The sequence below is a fragment of the Streptomyces sp. NPDC048483 genome (assembly GCF_040651455.1).
Lineage (GTDB): Bacteria > Actinomycetota > Actinomycetes > Streptomycetales > Streptomycetaceae > Streptomyces.
In genome coordinates this window covers 17,325-42,248 of sequence record NZ_JBEZJZ010000071.1, presented here as the reverse complement: position 1 = coordinate 42,248, position 24,924 = coordinate 17,325, and the positions used below count along the sequence as shown (strand labels likewise).

The following is a 24,924-nucleotide window of genomic DNA, read 5'->3' as shown; positions in this document are numbered from 1 at the left end:
GATCGGAGTCGACCATCATGCGCATCAGTTCGGGGAAGTCGACGGTGGGCTCCCAGCCCAGCTGGGCACTTCCACAGGGGGGTACGGCCTGGTCAGGCGCCCGGCGGCACCCGGGACGGGCGGCCGGAGCCGCGGGTCAGGGAGTAGCCCCCGATCCCGGCCAGGGCCGCGAGCAGCCCGCCGACCGCCGTCCAGACCCAGCGGTCGGACCACCAGCCGGAGGACCAGCCGCCGTCCGGCTCGGCCGACGCGGCCGACTGATCCGGCGCGGCACTCGCCTCGTCCTGCGGTGTCGCCTCGTCCTCGGGCGTCGCCTCGTCCCGCGGTGTCGTGGTGCCCGCGCCCGCTACGAGCGGTGCGGCGAGGGAGCCGTCGACGGCCTGCGCACCGCCCGCCTCGGCCGTATCGGTCCGGACCTCGGCACGTACCGGCAGCCCCAGGTCCTCCTTCGGCAGATCCACGACCGTCAGCCGCACGTAGTAGCTCCCCGGCAGCGGATCGTTCGCCCACGGCTCCGCCCAGCCGCGGACCGTACGCAGGGTGCAGGACAGCTCGACGGAGCCCGCGTCGGGCGCCGCCGCCCTGGTCTGCGCCCCGTACCGGCACGCCTGGCGGCGGCGGAGCCCGTCGTACACATCGAGCTGCCAGGTGGCGGAGCCGTGGCGGGCGGCCTTGGGCAGCGTGACCTTGGCCCGCACGGTGGCGCGCTGTCCCTGGTCCACCGGGACCACCCAGTACAGGTAGTCGCCGGTGGACGCGCCGGCCGTCGCCCGCTGGCCCTGCTTGATCGCGGTCGCGGTACGGAACGACGTACCGGCCTCGGTCGGTCCGTCCGCCTCGGAACCCGGACGGGAACTCGGCGAAGGGCTGTCCGCCGAGGCCACGCCCGCCGCGCCGAAGAGCGCGGCGGCCGCCACCACACACGAGGTCAGGACGCGTCCGGTGCGCCCTGCCGAGGCCGTCCGCCGTCCGGGCCCGGTCATTCCCTCTACGGTACGCATCAGTTGGTCCTCCAGACGGAAATGCGCCAGCGCGAGATCCAGCCCCACAGCAGCCCGGCGACCAGGCCGGTCAGCACCAGCGCGGCCAGCAGCCACCAGCCGCGTCCCAGGCCGAAGGCGGCCGTGTCCGCGGCGTCGTGCGGTGCGTCCACCAGGTCGACGGCCAGCTCGACGGGCAGACCGGGCGCGGTCTTGACCGAGGCCGGCGCCGAGAAGGAGTTGCTGACCTGCAGGCACACGGTCTCCGCCGTGGGCTTGCCGTCCTCGTCGTCGTCGGCGGCGTCGGCCGGCGCCTTCGGATACCGCAGTCCGGACGAGATCACATCGGTCCGGCCGCTGCCGGCCTCCGCCCCCCGCACGATTTCCCGGCCATGGGCCGTCGAGGCCTGCAGCAGCACCCCGTAGTCGTTGTTGACCGCGCGGTCCGCGGCGACGCTCACCGACGCCCGCAGTTCCTGCCCCGGCCGGACGTCCACCCGGTACCAGCGGTGCTCGCCGAACGTCTCCCGGTCGCTGTAGAGACCGGGCGTGAGCTTGGGCGCACCGTCGCACTGCGCCGCGCCCTTGGTTGCCACGGGCGTGACGACCGGCCGGGCGGCTCTGTCCACCAACTGGTGGACGCGGTCGCGCAGTTCGCCGGTGTGCTGCACCGAGGTGTAGGTACCGCCGGTGGCCTCGGCGATGCAGCTGAGCTGGTTACGGGTCTTGGCGTTCGGCAGCAGGCCGAGCGTGTCGACGGTGAGGTGGATGCCGCGGGACGCGATGTCGCGCGCCACCTGGCAGGGGTCGAGCGGGGCGCAGGTGTCCTCGCCGTCGGTGATCAGGACGATCCGGCGGGTCGCGTCGCCGCCCTTGAGGTCATCGGCCGCGCCCAGCAGGGCCGGCCCGATCGGCGTCCAGCCGGTGGGGGCGAGCGTCGCCACCGCCGTCTTCGCCTCGGTCCGGTCGAGCGGGCCGACGGGGTAGAGCCGCTTGGTGTCCTTGCAGCCGCGCTTGCGGTCCTCGCCGGGGTAGTTGGCGCCGAGGGTACGGATTCCCAGCTGCACCTCGTGCGGCACCGCGTCCAGCACCTCGTTGAACGCCTGTTTCGCCGCGGACATCCGCGACTGTCCGTCGATGTCGCGGGCCCGCATCGAGCCGCTGACGTCGAGCACCAGCTCGACCTTGGGGGAGGGCCGCGCATCGGGCTCGTCCGCGACGGCGGATCCGGGAAGGAGCCCGACGGCCAGAGCGGCGAGCAGCCCGCACACCCCGGCCGCCAGCCGTTTTCTTATGATCATCGCCGGATCGTATTGAGGATTCGCCCCGGCGCCAAAACGGCCTGTTTTCCGGGCGGTTCACCGGTCTGTTCACCGGCCTGTTCACCGGGTTTTCTGCACAGCGTCCGCACTCCGCCGCTCACTCCATCTGATGCGCGCCGCGGGCCGCGTCCACAAAGTTTTCCAGCGCCTTCCAGAAAGGACTGAAAGCGGCGTCGAAGGCAGGGTGGGTGTCGGTTTCACCGGCCAGGGCCGCCGTGATGGCCGCATGGAACGGCCCGGTCCGCTTTTGCACGGCAAGCGCGGCGTCCGCCACCCGGGGCGGTCCCTCCAGCTCCACGACGCGGGCGCAGCGGCGGATCTTCACGTACTCGGCGACCTGGCGAACGTGCAGCTCTCCCAGGGCGGTGGTACGGGCCGCGGAGCCGGGAAGGCGGAGCGTGTCCCCTATCTCCCAGAGCAACTCGCCCATGAGATGGGTCTGTTCGATCAGGTCCAGGTAGGCCGCGCGGCGGCTCTCGCGCAGCCGCTCGGCGCGCTGCGCGCCCGCGGCGATCTCCGCCTGGATCCTGGCGGCCCGTGTACTGCCGCGGCTGGTGACCCAGCTGGCGAGCACCGCGGTGCCCCCGGTCAGGGCCGCGATCGTCAGAGTCCCCACCATGCTGTCGTCCACGCCGCGTCACGATACCCAGGGGCCCGACGAGGCGCACCGCCGAGGCACCGCTAGGACGGGAATCGCCCCGGCGGCACCTCGCTCGTGCTCGCATTGCCGCCGAACACCTTGTTCAGCGTGAGCCTCAGCACCGTGTACTGCGTTCCGCCCGCTACTTGAACCGTCCGGAAGTCCGCTGTGTCATCGAATTTCTGAAAGCTGCATTCGCGCGTGAAGGACCGCTTGCCGCCGTCCCAGTCCTCGCCGGTGGTGAAATACACGGTGTACGAACCGCTGTTGACGCTCCGTACGGTCGTGTCGGCGCCCCCGCGGACATACACCGAGAACGCCGTCCTGCTGCCCCGGGTCAGCGTCACCACGGCATCGGTGCCGGTGCCGTTGCTGACGGTCAGCCGCCCCAGGCCACCCCGGCTGCCGTCGCGCACGAAGGCGCCGTTGCCGAGCCGGCGGTGCTCGGCCTCCTCGGTACGCGGCAGCCGCAGCGTGGCGTCGTAGCCGAGAGCGCTGAGTGCGCGCCCGGCTTCCTTGACGTCCTTCGGGCTCGTCGCCGTACCCAGTGCGACGCGCGGCGAGGTGGCGCATCGGCCACCGTCACCGCGAGCGCTCCGCAGCTCCCGCCCCAAGGACCGCAGCGCGGTGGTGAGTTGACCGTTTCCTGCCGCGGCGTTGTCCGGCGTCCGCGCCGCCTCCAGCGCCCCGGCGGACGCGTCCGCCTTCCTGGCCGCCGTCTCCAGCGCCGTGTTCAGCGCCTTGCCCTCCTGGGCCCGGTCCACCGCGCGCAGGGCACTGTTGAGCGGCCCGAGGGCGGTGGCCAGCGTGCGGCGGTAGGCGGCGGGCGCAACGGTCGGCGTCGGTCTCACGGACGGCGAGGCCCCGGCCGTCGGGCTCGCGGATCCGTCCGGCCCGTCATCGGTTTCCCCGCCCGCCGAACAGGCCGCCAGCGGCAGCGCAAGCAGCAGTCCGGCACCGAGCCCGACGACCCGGTGCAGCCTTCGCCGCCCGGCGGCACCACAGGCGGCGGCAGGCGCAGCGTTGGCAGGCGCGGCGTCGCCCCCTGACGCAGGCGTAGACGCCGACCTGGGCACAGAAGTAGACCCCACCATGCTTCCCCCGTCCCCCCGGATTCCGCATCCCCCGGCGTCCCGGCAACCGCCGGGACGACCCGTCAACCAGGCTTCTCCGCCCGCTGACGACTGTCAAGGGAGCGTAGGAGCAAGGCCGTTGCACCCGGTGGCCGACCGCTCGTCACACCACATCCGCAAGTTCTTGCTGCAATCGACGCTTCGGCCGCGCCCCCACCAGGGACTTCACCGGTTCGCCCGCGCGGAAGACCATCAGCGTCGGTATCGACAGCACGGCGTACGTGCTCTGTGTCACCGGATTGCTGTCCACATCAAGCTGAACGATCTTGAGCCGCCCCGCTTCTTCCGTGGCCATCTCCGCCAGCACCGGCGCGATCATCCGGCACGACGGGCACCAGCCGGCGGTGAAGTCCACCAGGACGGGAAGTGCGGAACGCAGTACCTCCGCTTCGAACGTCTCGTCCGTTACGGACAGCACGGCGGCGTCGTATGTCTGCGGCATCAGTTCTCCTGCTGTGGGGGGACGGGCGTGGCCGACCGGCCGAGGGACGACAGCTCACAGAGCGGTGCGGGTGCGGGTACGGGTGCGGGGTCCGGCGTCCGGTTGGGTCCGGCCTCCGCCTCCGCGCGCCCCAGCTGCCGCTGCACCGATTCCCGTACGTCCTGAAGTTCCTCGATGCAGCGGTCGAGTTCGGCGAGCTTCCTGCGGTAGACGTCGATCGAGGCGGGACAGGCGTCGCCCTGGGGATGCCCGGCCTGGAGGCACTCCACGAACGGCCGGGTGTCCTCCAGCTCGAAGCCGAGGTCCTGCAGCACCTTGATCTGCCGCAGCACCTGCAGATCGTCCTCGCCGTAGTCGCGGTAGCCGTTGCCGTCTCGCCCGGCGGTGAGCAGGCCCCGCGACTCGTAATAGCGCAAAGCGCGCGCCGTGGTCCCCGCGCGCTGCGCCAGATCGCCGATCCGCATCCGCAAAGCCCTCCCTGCGTCGGTCCATGTCCACCGGCCCCGATGGCCGGTGGACATGGACGGTAGACCTTGACCCTGACGTCAAGGCCAGGACGGCCGCAGCCGGAATGGCGGCATCGCAGGCTCCGCGTTGACAGATGGCGGGCCCGTGACTGTAATGAGCCGCGTGGCACGTGACGCCGACCAAAGAGCAGTGGGCCGGTCGGTGGTCGGGCGACCACCATTCTTCGAGGGACCGAGCAATGAATTCATTCTCCGCGCCCAGCATCTGAGCATCTGCGTCCGAGGACCCGCCTTCTGAGCGTCCGCCTTTTGAGCGGCCGCCTCTGAGGTGAGCGCGTCCGCGCGTCGTCCCCTTTTCCTCCCTGATACCCGGCATCGCCACGCCTTCGCACGTTCCGGGCAGGGCCGTCGGCCCCTACGCGCCGTGCGTCGCATACATCGCCGCGCGCACCGCCGACGTCAGCCCGTCTGACCGAAATCTGGAGATTCACCGCAGCATGTCCACAAAGCCGTCGTCCAACCCCTTCAACCAGTCGATCATCGAGGAATTCCGAGCCCACGCGGGAAAGGTCGGCGGCCCCTTCGAGGGCGGTGACCTGCTCCTGCTGACCACCACCGGCGCGAAGTCGGGGAAGGAACACACCGTCCCCCTCGCCTACTTCCGCGACGGCGACCTGCTGTTGCTCATCGCATCCGCCGCCGGCGCACCCCAGCACCCCGCCTGGTACCACAACCTGCTCGCCCACCCCATGGTGCGGGTGGAGGTCGGCACCGAAGTGTTCGCGGCGATCGCGGTCCCGGCCGAGGGCGCGCGGCGGAACCAACTGTTCGAGCAGGTCGTGCGGGTGGCGCCCGGATACGCCGACTACCAGCGCGGTACGACCCGAACCCTTCCGGTCGTGACACTGCAACGCTCCGGACCCGAGGCGGGCGAGGGGCCCCGTGAGGTCACCCACCTCGCGGACAAGCTCCTCGAGGTCCACGCCTGGCTGCGCGCACAGCTGCGGCAGGTACGCGACGAGGCCGATGCCCACTTCGCCGCGCGGGAGGAACGCCAGGGACCCGGCGAACCTCCGGTGCCGGGCCTGGGCCTGCAGCTGCGGCAGCACTGCCTGGCGTTCTGCGAGTCGCTGGAGTTCCATCACACCAGCGAGGACGCGCACATCTTCCCTGCCCTCGCGCAGCATCACCCCCACCTGCGCGACGCGCTCCAACGTCTCCACGACGAGCACCGCACCGTCGCACGCATCAAGGGCGAGCTCCTCGCCCTGCTGTCCGACATCGCCACCGCAGACCCCGGCCGTTTCCGCGCGGAACTGGACCGGATGACGGAAGAGCTCCGAGCCCACCTCGCCTACGAGGAGGAGTCGCTCATCCCCGTACTCACCGAAATCCCGTTCCCGCCGACGGGCGGCCACTGAATCCGGAGGCGGGACCGGAGGCGCGCCCGGAGACGAAAGGACAGACGATGATGGAGACGCATATGGGCACGGAGACAAAAATCCCCCGGGAAAGGCTGCATCGCCTCATGAGAGTCAAGGACTTCGATCACCTGGTCCTCAATGTGCAGGACGTGGAGCGCGCGCTGGACTTCTATTGCGGGCCGCTCGGTCTGGAGCCGGTGCGCGTGGCGGAGTGGCGGGCCGGTGATGCCCCGTTCCCGTCGGTGCGGGTCAGCCCGACCACGATCATCGATCTGGTCGACCGGCCCCGCGGCGAGTCCAATGTGGACCACATCTGCCTGGTCGTGGACCCGCTGGACTGGCAGGAGGTCATCGACTCGGGCACGTTCACCGTGCTGGAGGGCCCGGTCGGCCGGTACGGCGCACGGGGCGAGGCGCAGTCGGTGTACGTAGCGGATCCCGATGGCAACACCGTGGAACTGCGCTGGTACCCGCAGGACGCCGGGCGGTAACACGACGTCCGAATACCGCCGGATCTCCGGCTGCCGGGCGTGCAGACTCGGCTCATGGGCGACGCGACGTACACCCTGACAGGGCGCGACGGTCGGCCCTACGTGAGTCCCACGCCCGGCTCCTTGGGCGGATACCGGCCGGGGAGGCTGTACGGGCGGCTCGACTGTCCCTCCGCGCTGCGCGCCCTCGCCCGCGGCCACTACGTACGGCACCGGGTCTTCTTCACCGATGAAGAGACGGCCGTCGCGGCCGGATACCGGCCGTGCGCGGTGTGCCTGCCCCGGCGGTACTCGCGGTGGAAGGCGCGGAGGGACGGCGGCGCATCGTGAAGGCCGTCCGGTGGGGGCGGCGCTGGAAGAGAGAGTGAGTGCGTGACCAGTACAACCGGCAGCGAGTCGGACGTCCGGCCGGCGGAGGGGGAAGCCGTCGTGGGGGAGGACGGGCTCGGGCGTTGCCTGTGGGCCGTCTCGCATCCGCTCAACCAGCAGTACCACGACACCGAATGGGGACTGCCGGTCCGCGGCGAACAGGCGCTGTTCGAGCGGATCACCCTGGAGGCCTTCCAGTCGGGGCTGAGCTGGCTGACGATTCTCGCCAAACGGCCGGCCTTCCGCGCGGCGTTCGACGGGTTCGATCCGCAGACCGTCGCGGCGTATACGGACGGGGACGTCGCACGCCTCATGGGCGACGCCGGGATCGTCCGTAACCGCGCGAAGATCGAGGCGACTCGCTCCAACGCCCGGGCCGTCCTGGACCTGCGCGAGCACGGCGGGCTCGACCCGCTGATCTGGTCCCACAAGCCTCGCCGGACCCCGGTGCCCCGTACGGTCTCCGAAGTGCCCACCAAGACCGCCGAGTCGAAGGCGCTCGCCGCCGAACTGCGCTCGTACGGCTTCCGGTTCGTCGGTCCCACCACGAGCTATGCCCTCATGGAGGCCATCGGCCTGGTCGACACGCATCTGGTGGGATGCCATCGCCGCGGGTCCTCGGGACAGCACGACCAGACGTGACGCGGCTGTCGCTGAGGAGTGTTGTCACGGCCGGAGGGCGGAACTCCGATTCAGCCCTCCGGCCGTGACAACCGGGGTTTTGCGCCACTTCTGTCACAGCCTCTTGTCGGGATGGCAAACATTGTGCAGGGATACCCCCGTTTGCCTTGAAATCCTGTGGCTCGCGTCTCATTATCGCGGTGACTCCCTTTGGGGGCAGGGGCATTGAGTTCTCCTGTCGAGCGTCGGGGAGTCCAGGATCCGGGGGGAGATCTGTTCCTTGGCGCTCTGTGCGCTTTCTCTGTCTGCGCCGCGACATGTGATCGCTGCGGTCGCACCTTCGGCCCTGGTGGCGTACGCGCCCATCGTCCGCTGCTGCTTTGTGGACGGCACAGGGATTCCCGCTTCGCGGGGATCGAGTAGTTCCGGGGCAATTCACTCAGGAAGGGCTCGAGAACGGTTATGACGAACGAACACGAGGATCAGGTACAGGGCGGGGGGCCCAGAGGGCGCAAGCCCGAGAAAGCTCCCGCCCCAGAATTTTCCGCGACGACGATCGGGGCGGCCGATCCGCGGTACGGGGACCTGGTGCGCGGGATGAACCAGCGCTGGGTCGGGCGGCCGGAATCCGTACGGGTCGTCGACTCCACTCAGCAGGTTCAGGCCGTGGTGCAGGAAGCCGTCCGGGCCGGCAAGAAACTGACGGTCCGCGGCGGAGGGCACTGCTACGAGAACTTCGTCTTCAACGCCGACACCCAGATCGTGCTCGACATGTCGGAGATGACCTCGGTCACCTACGACGACCGGTTCTCCGCATTCGCCGTGGAGGCCGGTGCGACGCTGCTCGACGTCTATGAGCGGCTGTACAAGGTGTGGGGCGTCACCCTTCCCGGCGGAATGTGCTATTCGGTGGGCGTGGGCGGCCATGTCAGCGGCGGTGGATGGGGCATGCTCGCCCGCCGGGACGGCCTGATCGTCGACCATCTCTATGCGGTCGAGGTGGTCGTGGTCGATGCCCACGGCACCGCCCGTACGGTGGTCGCCACCCGCGAGAAGTCCGACCCCAACCGGGACCTGTGGTGGGCCCACACCGGGGCCGGCGGTGGCAACTTCGGCGTGATCACCCGGTACTGGTTCCGTTCACCGCAGGCCACCGGCCGCCGGCCGGAGCAGGCGCTCATCAAGCCGCCGAGCGAGGTGCTGATCAGCGCCGTTGCCTGGTCCTGGGAGGACATGACCAAGGAAGCATTCATCCGGCTCACGCGGAATTACGCGGCCTGGCACACGGCGGACGAGAACTCCGAGCCGGGCAGCGCCTACAGCGGCCTGATGAGTTCGCTGCTGCTCAACCACCGGTCGAACGGCCAGATAGGCCTGGTGTCCCAGATGGACGCCACCACTCCGCACGCGGAGAAACTGCTGGAGACCTATATCGCCACCGTGACCGAGGGGGTCGATATCGAGCACGGCCCCGTCACCAACACCATGGGTGAGCACAAAGCGATGCCGCAGTACCACACCACGCAGCGGCTGCCCTGGCTGCAGGCCACGCGGTACTTCGGCACCACCACCAACTTCCTGGTCGACCCGACGCTGCGCGCGGACTACAAGTCGGCCTACAACAAGCAGATGGTGACCGACACACAGATCGAGACGATGTATGAGCACCTGGCTCATACCGATCTCGAAAACCCGCGGGCCATGGTGCAGTTCAGTTCCTTCGGCTGTGCGGTGAACAGCGTGGAACCGGGCGCCACTGCGAGCGTGCACCGTGATTCACGTTTCAAGCTGCTGTACCAGACGTACTGGAACGACCCGGCCGACGACAATGCGAACATCTCATGGCTGCGGTCCTTCTACGAGGACGTCTACCGCAAGACGGGCGGTGTGCCGGTCCTCGACGAGACCACCGACGGCTGTTACATCAACTACGCCGACATCGATCTCAACGACCCGCGGCACAACACCTCCGGAGTGCCGTGGCACACCCTGTACTTCGGGGCCAACTATCCCCGTTTGCAGCAGGTCAAGGCGAAGTGGGACCCGGGCAACCACTTCAGCCACGGCCAGTCGGTGCGCCTGCCCTAGGCAGACCGCCGCACTGTGATGCCGTCCTGGTGATTCCGTCCCGCCCGGAGCTGGTTGCCCCGGGCGGGACGGCAGTGGGACCACGGTGCCGGCAAGCTCAGGCGCCGAAGCCGCCGTCGATGTCCAGGCTCGCACCGGTGACGAACGCGGACTCGGGGCCGGCGAGGTACGAGACCATCGCCGCTATCTCTTCGCCCCTGCCGAACCGGTCCAGCGCCATCCAGCCGAGCATGCTGCTGGCCATGGGACCGTCCGCCGGGTTGGCGTCCGTGTCCACCGGGCCGGGCTGGACGTTGTTGACGGTGATGCCGCGCGGGCCCAGCTCCCGGGACAGACCGCGGGTCAGCCCGGCCACCGCCGCCTTGGTCATGCCGTAGACGGAACCGCCGGGGAACGGGATGCGGTCGGCGTTGATGCTGCCGATCGTGATGATGCGGCCCCCATCGGGGAGATGCCGGAGCGCCTCCCGGATCCCGACGACCACACCGCGGATGTTCACACCGATCATCGTGTCGATGGCGTCGATGGGCAGCTCCTGCACGGGGCCGAAGGTGCCGCCCCCGGCGTTGTTCACCAGGATGTCCAGGCCCCCCAGGGCCCGTACCGTCTCGTCGACGGCCGCGGCGATGTCCTCGTCCTTGGCGCTGTCGGCCTGGATGGCGTGGGCGCGCCCGCCCGCGGAGCGGATGCCGGCCACGACCTCCTCGGCGCGGTCCTTGGAGTGGGAGTAGGTGAGTGCCACGGCGGCGCCGTCGGCCGCCAGGCGCTGCGCGATCGCCGCCCCGATGCCGCGCGATGCCCCGGTGACCAGGGCGACCTTGCCGTTGAGCGTGTCTGTCACGTTGTGCGTCCTTTCATGGGTGTTTCGATTTCTTGGGTGGTGGCTTCGGTGGTGAAGTGGAGGGTGGCTTCGGCGGGGCGGCGGTGGCGCCGCCGCCCCGGATCGGGTCAGGTTTCCGCCGGGGTGCTGCCGCGCTCGGCGCGGGGCAGGAAGAGGGCGACTATCGCGCCGACCGCACAGAGGCCCAGCGTCCACCAGAACGCCGCGCCGAACGCCTCGGTGATCGGCCCGGCCAGGTGGGGCGCGGAGGCGACCGACGCGGCGGAACCGTTCGGGCCCAGGCGGTCGGTGAGCTGCTGCTGCACGACGACCGCGAGCAGAGCCGTGCCGACCGAGCCGCCCAGCTGGATGGAGGCGATCAGGGCGCTGCTGGCCCGGCCGGTGTTCTCCGGGGCGATGCTGGTGAATCCCGTGGAGAGCGCCGGGGCAAGGGTCGTGCCCAGGCCCACGCCGCGCACCAGGAGTGCAATGACCAGCAGTGCGGTGTCGTTGGCGGGATCGAACTGGGTGTACGCGAGGGTGCTGATGGCTGCGAGGGCCATACCGGCCAGGACCACGGCGCGGGGCCCGAACCGGGCGACGAGGCGTCCCACCGCGGGCAGGATCAGGACCGTACCGACGCCCTGCGGGGCGAGCAGCAGGCCCGAGGTCCAGGCGTCGAAGCCGCCGCCCTGCTGGAAGAACAGCGGCAGCAGGAACATCATCCCGTAGACCGAGGCACCGAACAGGAACGAGCCCAGGGCGGCGGCGGTGAACCGGCCGGTGGCGAACAGCCGCACATCGATGAGGGGCACGCCCCGCATACGGAGCGCGTGCACCACATACGCGATCAGCAGGGCCACGCCGACGCCGAACGAGACCAGGACGACCGGGGAGCCGACGCCGTCGCCGGTGGCCAGCTGGGAGAAGCCGAGCAGCAGTCCGGCCAGGGCGGCGGGCAGCAGGGCCAGGCCGGTCACATCGAGCCGGGAACTGCCCCGCTCCGCACGCGGCGGGTCGGTGGGCAGAATGCGCTGCGCCAGCACCGCGCACAGCAGGCCGAGCGGCACGTTGAACCAGAACAGCCAGCGCCAGTCCAGGTTGTCCATGAGCATGCCACCGACCATGGGGCCGAAGACCGGGGCGAGTGTGATGGGGATCTGGACCATGCTCAGCACCGTGGTGGCGCGCTTCGGCCCGGCCGCGCGGGCCAGCATCGTGAGCATGATCGGCTCGAACATGGCGCCGCCGATGCCCTGGACGACCCGGGCGCCGATCAGGGTACCGACGCTGGTGGCGACGGCGGCCAGCACACAGCCGATCAGGTAGACGACGAGGGACGCCTGCCAGAGGGTTTTCTCCCCGAAGCGGTCCATCGCCCAGCCGGCGATCGGGATGGCGACGGCGATCGCCAGCAGATAGGCGGTGCTCACCCACTGCACCGTCGACAGCGGCACCGAGAACACCTCGGCGAGGCGTCCCATACCCACCGACACGATGGTGGTACTGAGCAGGGCGATGACGGCGCCCAAGGACAGCGTCGAGCCGATGGGCAGCAGGCCCTTTTCCTCCTGCGCACTTCCCTTGGCGGGCGCCTCGGTGCGCGGGGCGTTGTCGACTTCCGGCGGGTGCGCCGCCGCGGTCTCTTCCATCGTTACCTTCCGTGCAGTCATTGCGTTCCGTACCGCACGCTCCTCGCGTGGGCGCGCGGCCGGTCGGGGGTGTGTGCCGTACGGGTCAGCCGGTGGGTTCCTGGCCCGGCTCCCAGCGGTGGCGGGCGCCTATCTCTGCGATGTGCACGAAGTGCTCCGCAGGCCACGGCTGGGGCTGTACACCGGGCCGGGCAGGGTCGCCGGCCTCCATGAAGAACCTGTCGAACCCGGCGGGGGTGAACAGAAAGACCATCTTGGCCGCATGCAGGCCGCGGTTCTTGAACCGGTGGGTCACCCCGCGCGGTATGAAGACGAAGTCCCCCTGCCGGATGGTGAACGTACGCTCCCCGTCGAGGACTTCGAGCTCGCCGAAGAGCACGTAGTACGCCTCGTCCTCGCCCCGGTGGATATGGGCATCGGGACCGCAGCCGGGCGGCACGGAGGCCTCGACGAAGGCCAGTCGGCCGCCGGTGTTCTCATGGCTCGCCTTGATGGTGTAGGTGTTGCCATCGACCCAGACCGTCGGGCCCTCCCCGGCGGGGACATGCAGGACGCTTTGCGCGAGCTCCGGGTCGTCTTCCTTCTCCTTGGTCGTCGTTGCCTCGGTCATGGGGCCTCCAGCTCGGGTGAGTGCGGAACGGAATTCGCTGTGAGGAGAACGTCCGGTTCGGTGGCATGCAAAGGTGAAACACCGCCGGATCGGGAACGGTTGCATCCCGGGCCGACGCACGGCCCGGGATGCACTGTCAGACGGCGAGGGAGCCGTCGCGGTCGAGGTGTCGGACGACGGCGCGGTCGGCGACCTGGCGCTGGGTGGCGCCGGCGGCCAGCCCGCGCCGGTCGGCCAGCGGATCGAGGCGGCCCAGCAGCCGCAACGCCCCGCCGGCCGGGTCGACCTCGACGAGGTCACGGGTGCACAGCCAGCCGCCCGGGTCGCGCCCGCCGTCCGCGAGGAATCGCACCGGGGGCTCCTCCGGCGCGAGATACGGCGAGCCGGGCAGCCGTACCTGCAGCTCCCCGGAGACCAGCCGGACCCGGACACCGGGCGCCGGCACCCCGACCGTGCCCGGTCCGTGCGCCCCGGCCGTGTCGACCGCGATGATGCCGGTCTCGGTCGTCCCGTACGCCTGGCCGATCCGCACCCCGAAGCGTTCGGCGAAGCGTGCGGAGACCTGCCGGACCAGCACGTCTCCGGCGGATATCGCCGTTCGCAGCCGGGGCAGCGGCGGTGCGCCGCCCTGAGCCGGGAAGGCCGAAGGCGCAGAGGAGGCCGAGGAGTCCGGGGCAGCCGAGGAGAACGAGGCGGCGCAGAGCCCTGGAAATGCCGCGAGCCCCGCGAAGTGCGCGGGCGCCCCCAGGACCGCCTCGACGTCATGTGCCCGGCAGGCTTCGAGCACCGCCGGGGGACCGGTGTCCCGCGCGAAGACCGTGACCGCGCCGGTGTTCATGGCATGCAGCAGCCCACCGATGAGCCCGAAGGAGTGCTCCGGCGGCGCCAGCAGCAGCGCCTTCTCACCCCTCTGAGGCATCCCGCCGATCGCACGGAACCGCCCGAGTTCCGTGGTGAGGGACTCGGGCGTGCGGCCGATGGCCTTGGCGATGCCGGTACTGCCGGAGGTGAACTGGACCAGGCAGTGCGGCGTTTCGGCCGGGCGGCCGTGTTTCAGACGCCGGACCAGGACCTCGCACTCGTCATGAAAGGTCCCGGCGGCCCACCCGGGCGCGTCGAACGAGAGGTGGTACTGCGGCCGGCAGCGGTCCAGGAGCGTGCCCAGCTCACGGCCGCGCAGACCGGGCCCCATCAGCATGACCTGGGCGCCGCACGACCACAGCGCGAGCAGCGCCCACATCTGTGTGAAGCTGCGGGCGCCCTGCAGGGCGACGGTGTTGCCCGCCCCGATGCCGTACGACCTGATGGTGTGGCGCAACGAGGAGACCTGGGCGCGCAGTTGGCCGTAGGTGACCGTGCTGCGGGCAATCGCCCAGGGGGCGTCGGGCGGCCGGTTCTCCAGCAGCCCGGCGCCCCACCAGTCGGCGTCCCGACGGGAGTGGAGGGACACGGTGACTCAGCCTTCCCGCTCGCGCCGCAGCTCCAGGCGCTCATAGCCCTCGTGCCAGGGGCGGCGGCGCTCCACGGCGGCGCAGGCCGCGACGACCTGCGGCTCGTCGAACCGCCGGGCGGCGACCTGCAGGCCGACCGGCAGCCCGGCCGGGGTGAAGCCCGCGGGAACGGTGGCGGCGGGGCTGCCGATGAAGTTGTACAGGCCCGTCAGACACCATCCGACCAGCGGATTGACGCTCTGCCCCGCGACCTCGGAGGGGCCCACGGTGGTGCGGTCGGCGGCGTTGGGGATGCGTGCCACCGACGTCACCGGGCTCACGATGAGGTCGTACTCGTCGAAGACATCCTCCAGGGAGTCGAGGAGTTCGCTGCGGATGACGTCCTCGAGGCGGTAGTCGACGGCCGAGGGGCGCTCGCCCATCTCCAGGAGTTCCAGGTAGGTGGGGGCCATGCGGTCGCGGTGGGCGAGGACGTCCACACCGGCGCGCCGCATCCGGGTGATGAACTCCACCTGGCGGACGGCCTGCATGCGCCGCCACAGGGCAGTGAACTCCTGGTGGGGGCGCGGCAGTTTGATGTCGACCTCGACGACCTCGGCGCCGTCGTCGATGAGCGCCCCGAGCGACTCCCGTACGACCGCGGCCACATCGGCCTCGACGGGGAAGCCGCCGAGGTCGGGGGAGTAGGCGACGCGCAGGCCGGTGAGCGGGCGCCGCAGGGCGTCCGAGAGGCGTTCGGGCGCGGCGGGCAGCGAGTAGGGATCCCGGGGATGCGGGCCGGCCATCACCTCGAACATCAGCGCCCCGTCCTCGACGGTGCGGGTGACGGGGCCGTAGCACACCATGGGGTTGAGCAGGCCGAACGCATTGGGCCGCACCACGGTGGGCACCCGGCCGAAGGTACCCATCAGGGCGAACACCCCGCACAGCGAGCCCGGGACGCGCAGCGAGCCGCCCGCGTCGGAACCCTGGGCGATGGGCACCAGGCCTTCGGCGACGGCCGCGGCGGCGCCGCCGGAGGACCCGCCCGCATTGGCGGTCAGGTCGAAGGGCGTACTGGTGGGCCCGAACAGGAAGTTGTCGGTGATGGCCTTGTGGCCGAACTCCGGGGTGTTCGTCTTGCCGATGACGATGGCACCGGCCTGCTGGAGCCGTTCGGCGCTCACGCCGTTGGCCTGGGGCACCGTGTTCTCGAAGGCGTACGACGCCTGGGTGGTGCGGATCCCGGCCACCGGGTCGAGGTCCTTGATCCCTACGGGCAGCCCGTGCAGCGGCGGCAGCGGATTGCCGGTGAGCACCTCGCGCTCCGCGCGCCGGGCGGCATCCAGGGCCTCGTCGGCGCAGACGGTGACAAAGGCGTTGACGGCGGGGTTACGGCGCTCGATCCGGTCGAGGCATGCCTCGACCAGTTCGACCGGGGACAGTTCACGGCGCCGGATCATCCCGGCCAGGCGGGTGGCCGGCTGATAGGCGAGTTCATCCATGGTGCGACTTCCCTCTACTTGCGCGCGACCGGCCCGGGCGCCTCCGTACGAGCCCTGGGAGACGGCCCGTACAGCAGGCGCCTGAGCCGGCGCGCTGGCCTACTTCTCGACGCAGAACTCGCCCACCGGCCAGCCGACATGGCGCTGGTCGGTGGCGAGGTAGCCCATGAGCTTCTCGCCCTTCTTGAGCTCGGTGACATTGCGCACCGCGTCCCCGGGGCCGAGGACCCGTACGTGCCAGTCGTCCTGGACGGCGAGGCTCACCAGGGTGCCGTCGTCGGCGCGGGTCTTGATGGTGAGCAGCGGGCGCGACTCGAGCTTGACGCGGCCGACGACGACGCGGCGGGTGCGCCCGGTGGTGCTGACGGCCAGGACGGTGTCGCCGGCGCCGAGTTCGCTCAGGTAGTTGGTGCGGTTGTCGGTGCCGAGGACGTACGACTGCAGGGCACCGGCGTTGACCCGGAACGGCCGGGTCGGCATGTAGGGCAGGGGGTGGGTCTCGCTGGAGCACAGGATGAACCCGTGCGAGTACGAGCCGACCAGGATGCCCTCGTCCTTGTGCAGATAGCTGCAGGTGTCGACGCACACCCGGTCGCCGAGCCCGCTGTGCTCTATGGACTCCACGGTCAGCTCGGTGAGCTGGAGCGGGGGTGTGTCGGTCTGGAGGAGCTCGGCGAGCTCCAGCACCTCGGCGACGGAGGTGGGCGCAAGGAGGATGCCCTCCGAGCCCTTCTCCAGCACATCGAGGATGATCTTCGCCTCTTCCAGGGAGTCCGCCCGGCAGATCAGCTGCCCGGGAGCCTTGTCGGCCGCGGCGATCACGATCTCCAGCGGGATCTTGGTGGGGTCCTTGAAGGTGACCGCGGTGTAGGGCAGGTCCCGTGCGGCCGAGCACGCCAGGGTGAGCGAGGCGTCGTCGTCCACCGGCACATGGGCGGCGACGGAGTCCTGGCCCTCCAGGACACGGCCCTGGAGCGTGGCGAGTCCGTTGATGTCCGTGACATCGCTGAGCAGTACGTCGTAGCCGTCCCAGCCCCCGGCGGCCCCGTCGCCGGGCCCCTTGGCGACCAGTACCTTGCGCACGGTCGGGGGGAGGGTGGCCAGGATCTCCGGTCCGTCGTCGACGATGCCGTCGATCCGGGCGTGCACGGCCGCCTCGACGAGCGCCGTGCGCTGCTCAGCGGAAACGGAACGAATGTCAATCCAGGCGAACTTCACATCGCACCTGCCAGTTCGGGTAGGGAGGTTGAATTCGGGGCGTGTTCCGGGCGTGGTTCGTGGACGGCGGCGGCGAGTGCGCGCACCGCCGCCGCCGGGTCGGGACTGTGGAACACCCGGCGGCCGACGGCGAGTCCGCGGCAGCCGGCGTTCATCGCGGAGTGCGCGAAGGCGGTGAGGTCACGGCCGTCGGCCGCGCCGCCGGCCACGACAAGCGGGACCGGGGTCTTGGCCACGATGCCTGCCATGTCCTCCGCCGAGCCCGCGGCGACGGTCTTGACCAGGTCGGCGCCGAGGTCGACGGCGATGCTCACCACATGCGCGAGGAGCGCGGGGTCGCGGGGGTCCTGGATGCGCGGCCCCCGTGCGTACATCATCGCCAGCAGCGGCATGCCCCACCGATCGCAGCCCGCCGCGACCGCACCGAGGTCCGCGAGCTGCCGTTTCTCGGTGTCCGAGCCGATGTTGATGTGCACGCTGACCGCGTCCGCCCCGGCGCGTACGGCCTCCTCGACGCCGCCGACGAGGACCTTTGCGTCGCCGTCGGGCGCATGCGGAGTGCTGGCGCTCAGGTGGACGATCAGGGCGGTGCCGTTCAGCAGGCCCGGTTCGATGATGCGGGCGCGCCCCTTGTGCACGACGATCGCGTCGGCACCGGCGGTCACCACATCACCGACGATCCGGCTGAACCCGGCGGCGTCGGCAATGGGGCCGTCGGCCACGGAATGGTCCATGGGCACGATGAGATATTTTCCGTCGCCGGGCCTGGAAAGCCGGGTAAGGCGCAGCGATTTTCCGCTCAGAGGTAGTAGGGGCACAGCACCCTCCGTAAGCACGGGTGATACGGGAACCGTCAGTCGCAACTGCGGATTGATAAAGACCCGGAGAATGATGAACTCTTCGGAAACGGGCCGACCCAGGCCGGGTGAAAGTCTTTTGGAGCGCTCCGGCTTCAGCCCGTGTACGTTCCCGCCGGATACAGATTCTTAAGGCCCCGCGGCGCCAGGAGCAAGATCCTCGGGGCTCCGGCGCCGAATGGAGAAGAAGTTGGCGGCTACAGCGGTACTTCGCGGCCCGTTGGTGGTCAATTTCCCGGAGAACGCAACTGAGTTGGGCTCTTCGGTGTTCTGCGGGTGAAGGGGCCCGAAGGGGCACCGCGCCTGTGGAGGAGGGGCTGATGAGGAAGGACACGCCGCCGCGCATCGCTGTGGTCGGAGGAGGACTGGCGGGTCTGACGCTCGCGCTCGCGCTGCACCGGGCCGGGCTGGAGTGCCAGGTGTACGAGCAGGCGCCCCGGTTGGGGGAGGTGGGAGCGGGGCTGCAGCTGTCGCCCAGCGCGACCAGGCTGCTGCACCGTCTCGGGCTGGAGCCCGCGCTGCGGTCGTCGGCGGTTGCGCCTGCGGCCATGGAGTTCCGCCGCTGGGCGGACAGTTCGGTGATCAGCCGTGGTCTGTTGGGGGAGCATTGCGAGAAGCGGTACGGCGCCCCGTACTACGCGATGCACCGCGCGGATCTGCACCGTGCGCTGGTCGATGCGCTGCCGGCGGGCGTGGTGCGGCTCGACGCCCGGTGTACCGGGGTCGAGGAGGGCCCGGACGGGGTCGTCCTGCGGTTCGCGGACGGCTCGCACGCCGAGGCGCATGCCGCCGTCGGCGCCGATGGTATCCATTCCGTACTGCGCCGGACCCTGGTGGCCGACCGGCCGCGGTTCTCCGGACAGTCCGTCTACCGGGGGCTGGTCGACAGCGGGCGAATACCCGCCCTGGTGGCGGAGCCGCGGGTGCTGCTGTGGCTGGGGCCGGGACGGCATTTCGTCTGCTATCCGGTGTCGGGCGGGCGGCTGGTCAACTTTGTGGCCACGGTGCCCACCAGCGGTTCCGGGGACGAGTCGTGGTCGCGCCAGGGCCGGGTGGCGGATGTGGCCGCGGCGTACGAGGGGTGGTGCGAGGACGTCACCTCGGTCATCGGTGCGGCGGACGAGGTGAGCCTGTGGGCGCTTCACGACCGCGACCCGATCGAGCGGTGGAGCACCGGCCGTATCACGCTGCTGGGCGACTCGGCGCATCCGATGCTGCCGTTCATGGGCCAGGGCGCCAACCAGGCCATCGAGGATGCGGCGGCCCTGGCGGCCTGTCTGCGGGACGCCGTCGCGGGGGAGTTCCCCGCGGCGCTCCGGCGCTATGAGTCGCTGCGCAGGCCGCGGACCACGCTGGTGCAGGAGCGCTCGCGCGGCAACAGCACGGCGTTCCATCTGCCGGACGGCGAGGCACAGCGCGAGCGCGACGCGGCAATGGGCACTCCCGCCCCGGAGCGGCAGGACTGGCTTCATGGCTACGACGTCGAGAACTCCCTGGCGAGCCATCAGCCGGCCTGATCCCCGGCGCGTTCCCCCGGCGCAATCTCCCGGCCCTCTGGACGGCTCCTGGCGTCCAGGGGGCCTGTTTTCTCTGGTACAGCCCTAGGATTCACGCGCCTGAGCCCCGTGGATTATGGCCGGAATCCACCCGCCCCTCCGGCGCCCTCCGTCATCGCCCGGAATGGGTTTTCCGGGATGTTCCCCGAGGTCGGATACCGCATGTCGTACCGCCGATCTCCGCCGTCAATTCTCCACCCTGCCCTCTGGAACACCGCAGCGCGCCAGAAAGTTGCGGAAGACCTGCCTCAGGATCGACATTCGAGTCAAACCACTAGACTCGATCATTTCTCCGATACGGGCAGTTCTCGGCCCGTTGCGTCGCACGCACATCGTTCACCTGCGGGTATGTGCAGCCATCCTGCCACTGGAGATCTCCGTTCATGGCATATGCTTTACCTTTTCATGACTCAGCTTTTAGTTGCCGAGTCTTCGGCCGGTGGGGTTCGCTGGGGTTGGTCCGGAAAGCGTGCGGGGGGCACCTTGGGCGATCATGAAACGAACTGACCGATTAGTTGGTTTCTGTCGCCGGCCGGGCCGTTCGACGTATCGGGGGGTTCAAGACGGGCTGATCCGGAGTTCCGGATTTCGGGCGACCGTATATGCGTGCCCGCAGATACCGGAAGGAATCTGTCCGCTTTCTCGCGCCCCCGTGAGCGCTATTCACCCCACCTGGAATGAAGCACGTACCGCGCCAGAGCAGGCGTGCGGCCATGCGGCCGTGCGCCCGACGGAGGAGCTCTAGTGACCGTTACCGAGTGCGCTACCAGACCGACGGATGTCGCGTTACCGACCGCATTACCGACCGCGGAGACCGTCCGGAAACCCGCGCCCGCCGCGCCCGCCGCCGTCCGCATACCGGAACCGCTGCCCGCGGACACCGGCTGGGGAGCGCCCGCCGCGGCCGGAGAGCGGGGGCCTCATGTCGACGAAGACCGGCTGACCGCGGTCCTCGCCGAACTGGGGGAGCGGATCGGCCCGCTCTTCGCCCGCCCCGAACCACGGGCGCAGGCACTGCAGTACGCCCTGGGCCTGCTCGCCGACGGCGGGCGTAGCAACACCTGGCAACTCGCCCAGCGCGTCGGGGACTCGTCCCCCTGGCGGATGCAGCGCCTGCTCACCCGCGCCCGCTGGGACGCCGACGCCGTCCAGGACGTCGTCCGCGGCTACCTCTCCGAAAACCTGGGCCACACCGGGGCGATGCTCGTCCTCGGTCAGAGCGACGCCCTGAAGAAAGGCGCCAAGACCGTCGCCGCGGCCCGCCAGTACACCGAGGTCACCCACCGCGTCGAGAACTGCCAGACCGCCGTCATCACCGCCTACATCTCCCCGCACGGCCACGCCCTGATCGACCGTGAACTGCTGCTGCCGGAGGCCTGGACCGACGATCCGCAGCGCTGCATCAAGGCAGGCGTCCCCGAGGAGCGCCTCGCCTACCAGACCAAGGCCGAGCTGGCCCGGACGATGATCGAACGCGCCAGGCACTCGTCCGTACCCTTCCAGTGGGTGTGCGGCGGACAGGACTACGGCCAGGACGAGGCACTGCGCGGCTGGCTGGAGAAAAAAGGTATCGGCTACGCGTTCGCCGTACCGGCCAGGCGGCTCGGCGCCGCCTCGGCCGCTGCCGCCATCCCGAAGCAGCGGTGGTGGCCGGCTCCCGAAGTGCCGGGCCACCTCGGTCCCGTACCGGGCAAATGGGCCCGGCTGACGGTACCGGACACGTCGCACTGGGGCCCCGCGGCACCGCTCCGCGACGGCTTCACCCGCACCCTGCTGCTCCACCGCCGGCCCAACGCGCCGCGGACCGACTGCTATCTGGTGCACGCACCCCGGGGCACCAACGGCCACGCCATGGTCGCTGCCGCCGCAGCCCGCTGCGGTGCGCGGCGCCACCTGGACGCGGCCCGGCTGCACACCGGGCTCGACCGGCACGAGATCCGCACCTGGACCGCCTGGTACCGGCACATCACGCTCTCCCTCCTGGCCATGGCCGCCCATACGGTGGCCCTGGGCCGCGGCGACTGAGAACGGCGGGGTCCGCCACCCCTTCGTACGGGCGAATTCGCCTGCCCGTCAGCCCGGTTCGACGCCCCTCGGCGCCGCGCCGGGCTGACGCCTGCTCACCACGCGAAGACCGCAATTTCTTTTGCGAGGCGCGGCCCGATTGATTGCGCATGAGCGGGCGATGAACTTTCCGGAGCGCATCCGTAACCAGCGAAAAGTTCCGTCAAAACCCGTCTGCGCTCCCTTCATGAAATCTCCAAGTACCGCAGTAGGACCGCACTCCGAAAGGTTCCTTGCCCGGCCCCCGGGGCGGATGGTGTCCTGAGGATGAGAACGACCCGCTTCGCCCCCATGGGCAATACACACCCCAGCGGCCGTCAATTCGGAAATTCATTCCGGAGGAGCGTGCACACACTGTCATGAGTATTTCCGCCAACTCCCTGACCAACGGGAATACAGAATTCCGGGACGAGGAATTCGCCGCGCTCGACCTCGACGCGTCTCCGGGGCTGCGTCTCGCGCTCGCCTCGTTGCAGGCCCAGGCGCTGGAGCTGAACCGGCTGGTGACCGCCACGGTCGACGCCATGGCCCGGCCCCGCGAGAGCCTGTCCCCGCACTCCGCCGTCTTCGCCGAGATCGCCGCCCGTACGATCCCGCGCTGGCATTTCGCGATGCTCAACGACACCGAACGCAATGACGCCCTGATCGTGGCGCTCGAGCGCCGCATCCCGGCCGGCGCCCATGTCCTGGACATCGGTACCGGCACCGGCCTGCTGGCCATGGCCGCCGCCCGGGCCGGCGCCGGACGGGTCATCACCTGCGAGGAGAACCCGCTGCTCGCCGAGATCGCTCGCCAGATCGTCGCGGAGCACGGGATGTCCGACGTCATCACCGTTGTCAACAAGCGCTCCACCTACCTGGAGATGGGCAGCGACCTGGAGCGCCCGGTCGACGTCCTCATCTCCGAGATCGTCGACTGCGGACTGATCGGCGAAGGGCTGCTGCCCACGATGCGGCACGCCCGTACGCACCTCCTCGCCCCCGGCGGCATCCTGATCCCGGGCGCTGCGCGGCTGTACGGCCAGCTCATCCACAGCGAGGTGGCGGACGGCCTCAACCGGGTGGGCAACGCCGGCGGATTCGACGTCTCGCTGATGAACGCTGCGTCCACCCGCGGGCACTTCCCCGTACGGCTGCACACCTGGCCGCACGAGATCCTCTCCGGCCCCGTCGAGCTGCTCAGCTTCGATCTGCTCGCCGACCCGCTGGAGGCAGGCCGCCGGGTGGTGTCAGTGCCGGCCACCGCCGCGGGCCCGGCCACCGCGCTGGTCGCCTGGTTCGAGCTGGACCTCGGCTCCGGAGTCGTACTGCGCAACTCTCCCGACAACGTCGGGTCCCACTGGATGCAGGCGCTGATCCCGTTCGACAAGCCCATCCCGGTCAGCCCGGGCGAGCGGCTGGACGTGGAGCTGCACTGGACGGACTACAGCCTGTCCGCACGCTGAGCATCCGCACCCACCTCACAGGAAGGCCGACCTGATCCGATGAGCCACACTCCGTTCCCCTACGAACCGTTCGAGCTGCACGGCCAGGAACTACGCGACGCGGTCGTCCGTTATGCGAGCAACCCCGTCTACCTCGACAACGAGGAGTGGCAGAACAGCGACAACCCCTACCGGCGCCAGCTGCGCCCGCAGGTGCTCAGGCACCTCGACCTCGACCGGGTCCCCGGCCGCGACGAGATACTGGACTACAGCAGCCTGGCCGTGCAGCGCCTGCTCACCAGCATCTACGAGGCCGATCTGGTCTTTCTGCCCAAGGGTGGCCTCAAGGGCGAGGGCAAGTGGGAGGACTTCAAGCGCTTCTACAGCCCGACCAACCGGGTGCTCGGGGAGATGATCCGTCCCGCGCTGGAGCGGTACGCCTTCGGCTTCCTCGACGAGGAGGTGGAGACCTCCGGGAAGTGGACGGCCGAGAGCCTCGAGGCATACCTGGAATCGCTCAACGCCCATGAGCCGGCCGGGCCGTCCCTCTCCGAGAAGGCCATCACCGACTCCACCGACCGCGAGCGCGCGGCCCGCATGTGGCTGATCCAGTTCGCCCCGGACTTCCTCTCCGAGGCCTCGCCGATGATCCGCAATGTGCTCGGCTACTACGGCGCCGCCCAGTCCGAATGGTTCAAGATCGTCATCGATGAGTACGGCTACGGCGTCCACGACACCAAGCACAGCCAGCTCTTCGAGCGCACCCTGGAGTCGGTCGGGCTCGAGACCGATGTCCACCGGTACTGGCAGTACTACCTCAACAGCAGCCTGCTGATGAACAATTACTTCCACTACCTCGGCAAGAACCACGAACTGTTCTTCCGGTACGTGGGCGCGCTCTACTACACCGAGGCCACCCTGGTGGACTTCTGCCGCCGGGCCACCGCCCTGCTCAAGGACGTCTTCGGCGACCGCGTCGACACCCAGTACTTCACCGAGCATGTGCACATCGACCAGCACCACGGCCGGATGGCCCTGGAGAAGCTGATCCGCCCCTTGGTCGCCGAGCACGGTGAGCAGATCATCCCGGAGATCGTCCGCGGCATCGAGGAGTACCGCCGCATCCAGGAGCTCGCCGACGAGGACTTCGCCACCCAGATCGCCTGGATGGACAACGGCCCCGAGTTCAAGAAGCTGCACGCGCCGGTGTGGGACGCACTCTCCAGCGGCCGTGTCACCGCCCCGGTCGCCGACATCGTCGAGCCGTACGGCGAACTGTCCAACACCCACTGCCACGACGGCGACGAGCTGTGCCACATCGTGTCCGGGACGATGAAGTTCGTCTCCGGCTTCGACTCGCACCAGATCCTCGAAGCCGGCGAGGGCACCGTCATCCAGCGCAACCGGCTGCACGGGGCGATCATCGAGTCCGAGGAGTGCGTCTATCAGATCCACTCGGTGGGGGACTACAAGAAGTGCATGTAGTGACGTTCTCCGTGGCCGGCCGGAACAACTGTGCGGTGGTCGCCGGCGAGCCGTATGTGTATGCGCGGACCGACGAGGGCTCCTTTGTGATGCGGGCCCGCTGCCCGCACCGCGGCGGCCCGCTGCATCTGGCCGAACTGGCCCCCGAGGGCAACCGGCTGGTGTGCCCGTGGCACGAGCGTAAGACGTCGCTGACCCGGCTGCGGCAGGAGATCCCCGCCGTACGCAGCGGCGACACCGTCACCGCGGTCTTCCCCGGTCTGCCCGAGGCCGAGGTCAGCATCGGGCACCGGCCGCTGTCGGCAGACCTGGCGGGCTGACCGCGC

23 protein-coding genes are annotated in these 24,924 nt (G+C 70.0%); 10 read left to right on the top strand and 13 right to left on the bottom strand.

Translation table 11 applies throughout. The features are described 5' to 3' along the window. Positions 1 to 92: 92 nt before the first annotated feature. The 6 genes from AB0D04_RS28955 to AB0D04_RS28930 all read right to left on the bottom strand — a co-directional run bounded on the left by AB0D04_RS28955 (position 93) and on the right by AB0D04_RS28930 (position 4,981). Positions 93 to 983 (bottom strand): hypothetical protein, encoded by an 891-nt coding sequence (locus AB0D04_RS28955; protein ID WP_362709076.1) that lies wholly within the window; start codon positions 981 to 983, stop codon positions 93 to 95. Positions 984 to 1,000: 17 nt separating this feature from the next. Continuing rightward, positions 1,001 to 2,281 (bottom strand): VWA domain-containing protein, encoded by a 1,281-nt coding sequence (locus AB0D04_RS28950; protein ID WP_362709075.1) that lies wholly within the window; start codon positions 2,279 to 2,281, stop codon positions 1,001 to 1,003. Positions 2,282 to 2,399: 118 nt separating this feature from the next. Further along, entirely contained in the window at positions 2,400 to 2,933 is a 534-nt protein-coding gene (locus AB0D04_RS28945; RefSeq protein ID WP_362709072.1) for a hypothetical protein, read from the bottom strand. 50 nt (positions 2,934 to 2,983) lie between these two features. Further along, on the bottom strand, positions 2,984 to 3,793 hold the full coding sequence (locus tag AB0D04_RS28940; RefSeq protein WP_362709070.1) for a hypothetical protein: 810 nt from the start codon (positions 3,791 to 3,793) through the stop codon (positions 2,984 to 2,986). A gap of 385 nt (positions 3,794 to 4,178) precedes the next feature. Further along, positions 4,179 to 4,517 (bottom strand): thioredoxin, encoded by a 339-nt coding sequence (gene trxA / locus AB0D04_RS28935; RefSeq protein WP_362709067.1) that lies wholly within the window; start codon positions 4,515 to 4,517, stop codon positions 4,179 to 4,181. After that, positions 4,517 to 4,981: a MerR family transcriptional regulator gene (locus tag AB0D04_RS28930; protein ID WP_362709065.1), complete on the bottom strand. Its 465-nt coding sequence runs from the start codon at positions 4,979 to 4,981 to the stop codon at positions 4,517 to 4,519. Before AB0D04_RS28930 ends, trxA begins: the two co-directional genes overlap by 1 nt. Positions 4,982 to 5,481: 500 nt before the next feature. Here AB0D04_RS28930 and AB0D04_RS28925 point away from each other — a divergent pair, with 500 nt between their 5' ends. The 5 genes from AB0D04_RS28925 (at position 5,482) to AB0D04_RS28905 (ending at position 9,977) form a co-directional block, all read left to right on the top strand. After that, positions 5,482 to 6,405, top strand: a complete 924-nt coding sequence (locus tag AB0D04_RS28925; RefSeq protein WP_362709062.1) for a nitroreductase/quinone reductase family protein — start codon at positions 5,482 to 5,484, stop codon at positions 6,403 to 6,405. A 107-nt stretch (positions 6,406 to 6,512) separates the two neighbouring features. Further along, on the top strand, positions 6,513 to 6,899 hold the full coding sequence (locus AB0D04_RS28920; protein WP_362709059.1) for a VOC family protein: 387 nt from the start codon (positions 6,513 to 6,515) through the stop codon (positions 6,897 to 6,899). Positions 6,900 to 6,953: 54 nt separating this feature from the next. Further along, positions 6,954 to 7,229: an Ada metal-binding domain-containing protein gene (locus AB0D04_RS28915; RefSeq protein WP_362709056.1), complete on the top strand. Its 276-nt coding sequence runs from the start codon at positions 6,954 to 6,956 to the stop codon at positions 7,227 to 7,229. A gap of 42 nt (positions 7,230 to 7,271) precedes the next feature. Then, positions 7,272 to 7,910 carry a DNA-3-methyladenine glycosylase I gene (locus AB0D04_RS28910; protein WP_362709053.1) on the top strand — a complete coding sequence of 213 codons (639 nt, stop codon included), beginning with the start codon at positions 7,272 to 7,274 and terminating at the stop codon, positions 7,908 to 7,910. Positions 7,911 to 8,486: 576 nt separating this feature from the next. After that, a complete protein-coding gene (locus AB0D04_RS28905) occupies positions 8,487 to 9,977 on the top strand; it encodes an FAD-binding oxidoreductase (RefSeq protein WP_362709051.1) in 1,491 nt (496 codons plus the stop codon). Between the two features lie 97 nt (positions 9,978 to 10,074). Here AB0D04_RS28905 and AB0D04_RS28900 read toward each other — a convergent pair whose 3' ends face one another. The 7 genes from AB0D04_RS28900 to AB0D04_RS28870 form a co-directional block, all read right to left on the bottom strand. Then, complete coding sequence (locus tag AB0D04_RS28900; RefSeq protein ID WP_362709048.1) at positions 10,075 to 10,818, bottom strand: SDR family oxidoreductase; 744 nt, start codon at positions 10,816 to 10,818, stop codon at positions 10,075 to 10,077. A gap of 107 nt (positions 10,819 to 10,925) precedes the next feature. Next, positions 10,926 to 12,449 (bottom strand): MDR family MFS transporter, encoded by a 1,524-nt coding sequence (locus tag AB0D04_RS28895; protein ID WP_362709046.1) that lies wholly within the window; start codon positions 12,447 to 12,449, stop codon positions 10,926 to 10,928. Between the two features lie 85 nt (positions 12,450 to 12,534). Continuing rightward, on the bottom strand, positions 12,535 to 13,059 hold the full coding sequence (locus AB0D04_RS28890; RefSeq protein WP_362709044.1) for a cupin domain-containing protein: 525 nt from the start codon (positions 13,057 to 13,059) through the stop codon (positions 12,535 to 12,537). A 136-nt stretch (positions 13,060 to 13,195) separates the two neighbouring features. Continuing rightward, complete coding sequence (locus AB0D04_RS28885) at positions 13,196 to 14,509, bottom strand: class I adenylate-forming enzyme family protein (protein WP_362709042.1); 1,314 nt, start codon at positions 14,507 to 14,509, stop codon at positions 13,196 to 13,198. A gap of 6 nt (positions 14,510 to 14,515) precedes the next feature. Further along, positions 14,516 to 15,994: an amidase family protein gene (locus AB0D04_RS28880; protein WP_362709039.1), complete on the bottom strand. Its 1,479-nt coding sequence runs from the start codon at positions 15,992 to 15,994 to the stop codon at positions 14,516 to 14,518. A gap of 99 nt (positions 15,995 to 16,093) precedes the next feature. Beyond that, positions 16,094 to 17,212: a 3-dehydroquinate synthase II family protein gene (locus AB0D04_RS28875; RefSeq protein ID WP_362709037.1), complete on the bottom strand. Its 1,119-nt coding sequence runs from the start codon at positions 17,210 to 17,212 to the stop codon at positions 16,094 to 16,096. Continuing rightward, a complete protein-coding gene (locus AB0D04_RS28870) occupies positions 17,209 to 18,030 on the bottom strand; it encodes a 2-amino-3,7-dideoxy-D-threo-hept-6-ulosonate synthase (RefSeq protein ID WP_362709036.1) in 822 nt (273 codons plus the stop codon). The genes AB0D04_RS28875 and AB0D04_RS28870 overlap by 4 nt, the downstream gene beginning before the upstream one ends. A gap of 359 nt (positions 18,031 to 18,389) precedes the next feature. Between AB0D04_RS28870 and AB0D04_RS28865 the strand changes: the two genes are divergently transcribed. From AB0D04_RS28865 to AB0D04_RS28845, 5 genes are all read left to right on the top strand, one after another. Then, entirely contained in the window at positions 18,390 to 19,586 is a 1,197-nt protein-coding gene (locus AB0D04_RS28865; protein ID WP_362709035.1) for an FAD-dependent monooxygenase, read from the top strand. A 783-nt stretch (positions 19,587 to 20,369) separates the two neighbouring features. Continuing rightward, positions 20,370 to 21,650, top strand: a complete 1,281-nt coding sequence (locus tag AB0D04_RS28860) for an IS701 family transposase (protein ID WP_362709032.1) — start codon at positions 20,370 to 20,372, stop codon at positions 21,648 to 21,650. A 398-nt stretch (positions 21,651 to 22,048) separates the two neighbouring features. Beyond that, positions 22,049 to 23,134, top strand: a complete 1,086-nt coding sequence (locus tag AB0D04_RS28855; RefSeq protein ID WP_362709030.1) for a 50S ribosomal protein L11 methyltransferase — start codon at positions 22,049 to 22,051, stop codon at positions 23,132 to 23,134. Between the two features lie 39 nt (positions 23,135 to 23,173). After that, positions 23,174 to 24,598, top strand: a complete 1,425-nt coding sequence (locus AB0D04_RS28850) for an iron-containing redox enzyme family protein (protein WP_362709027.1) — start codon at positions 23,174 to 23,176, stop codon at positions 24,596 to 24,598. Next, complete coding sequence (locus AB0D04_RS28845) at positions 24,598 to 24,918, top strand: Rieske 2Fe-2S domain-containing protein (RefSeq protein WP_362709024.1); 321 nt, start codon at positions 24,598 to 24,600, stop codon at positions 24,916 to 24,918. The genes AB0D04_RS28850 and AB0D04_RS28845 overlap by 1 nt, the downstream gene beginning before the upstream one ends. The last annotated feature ends 6 nt before the right edge of the window (positions 24,919 to 24,924 follow it).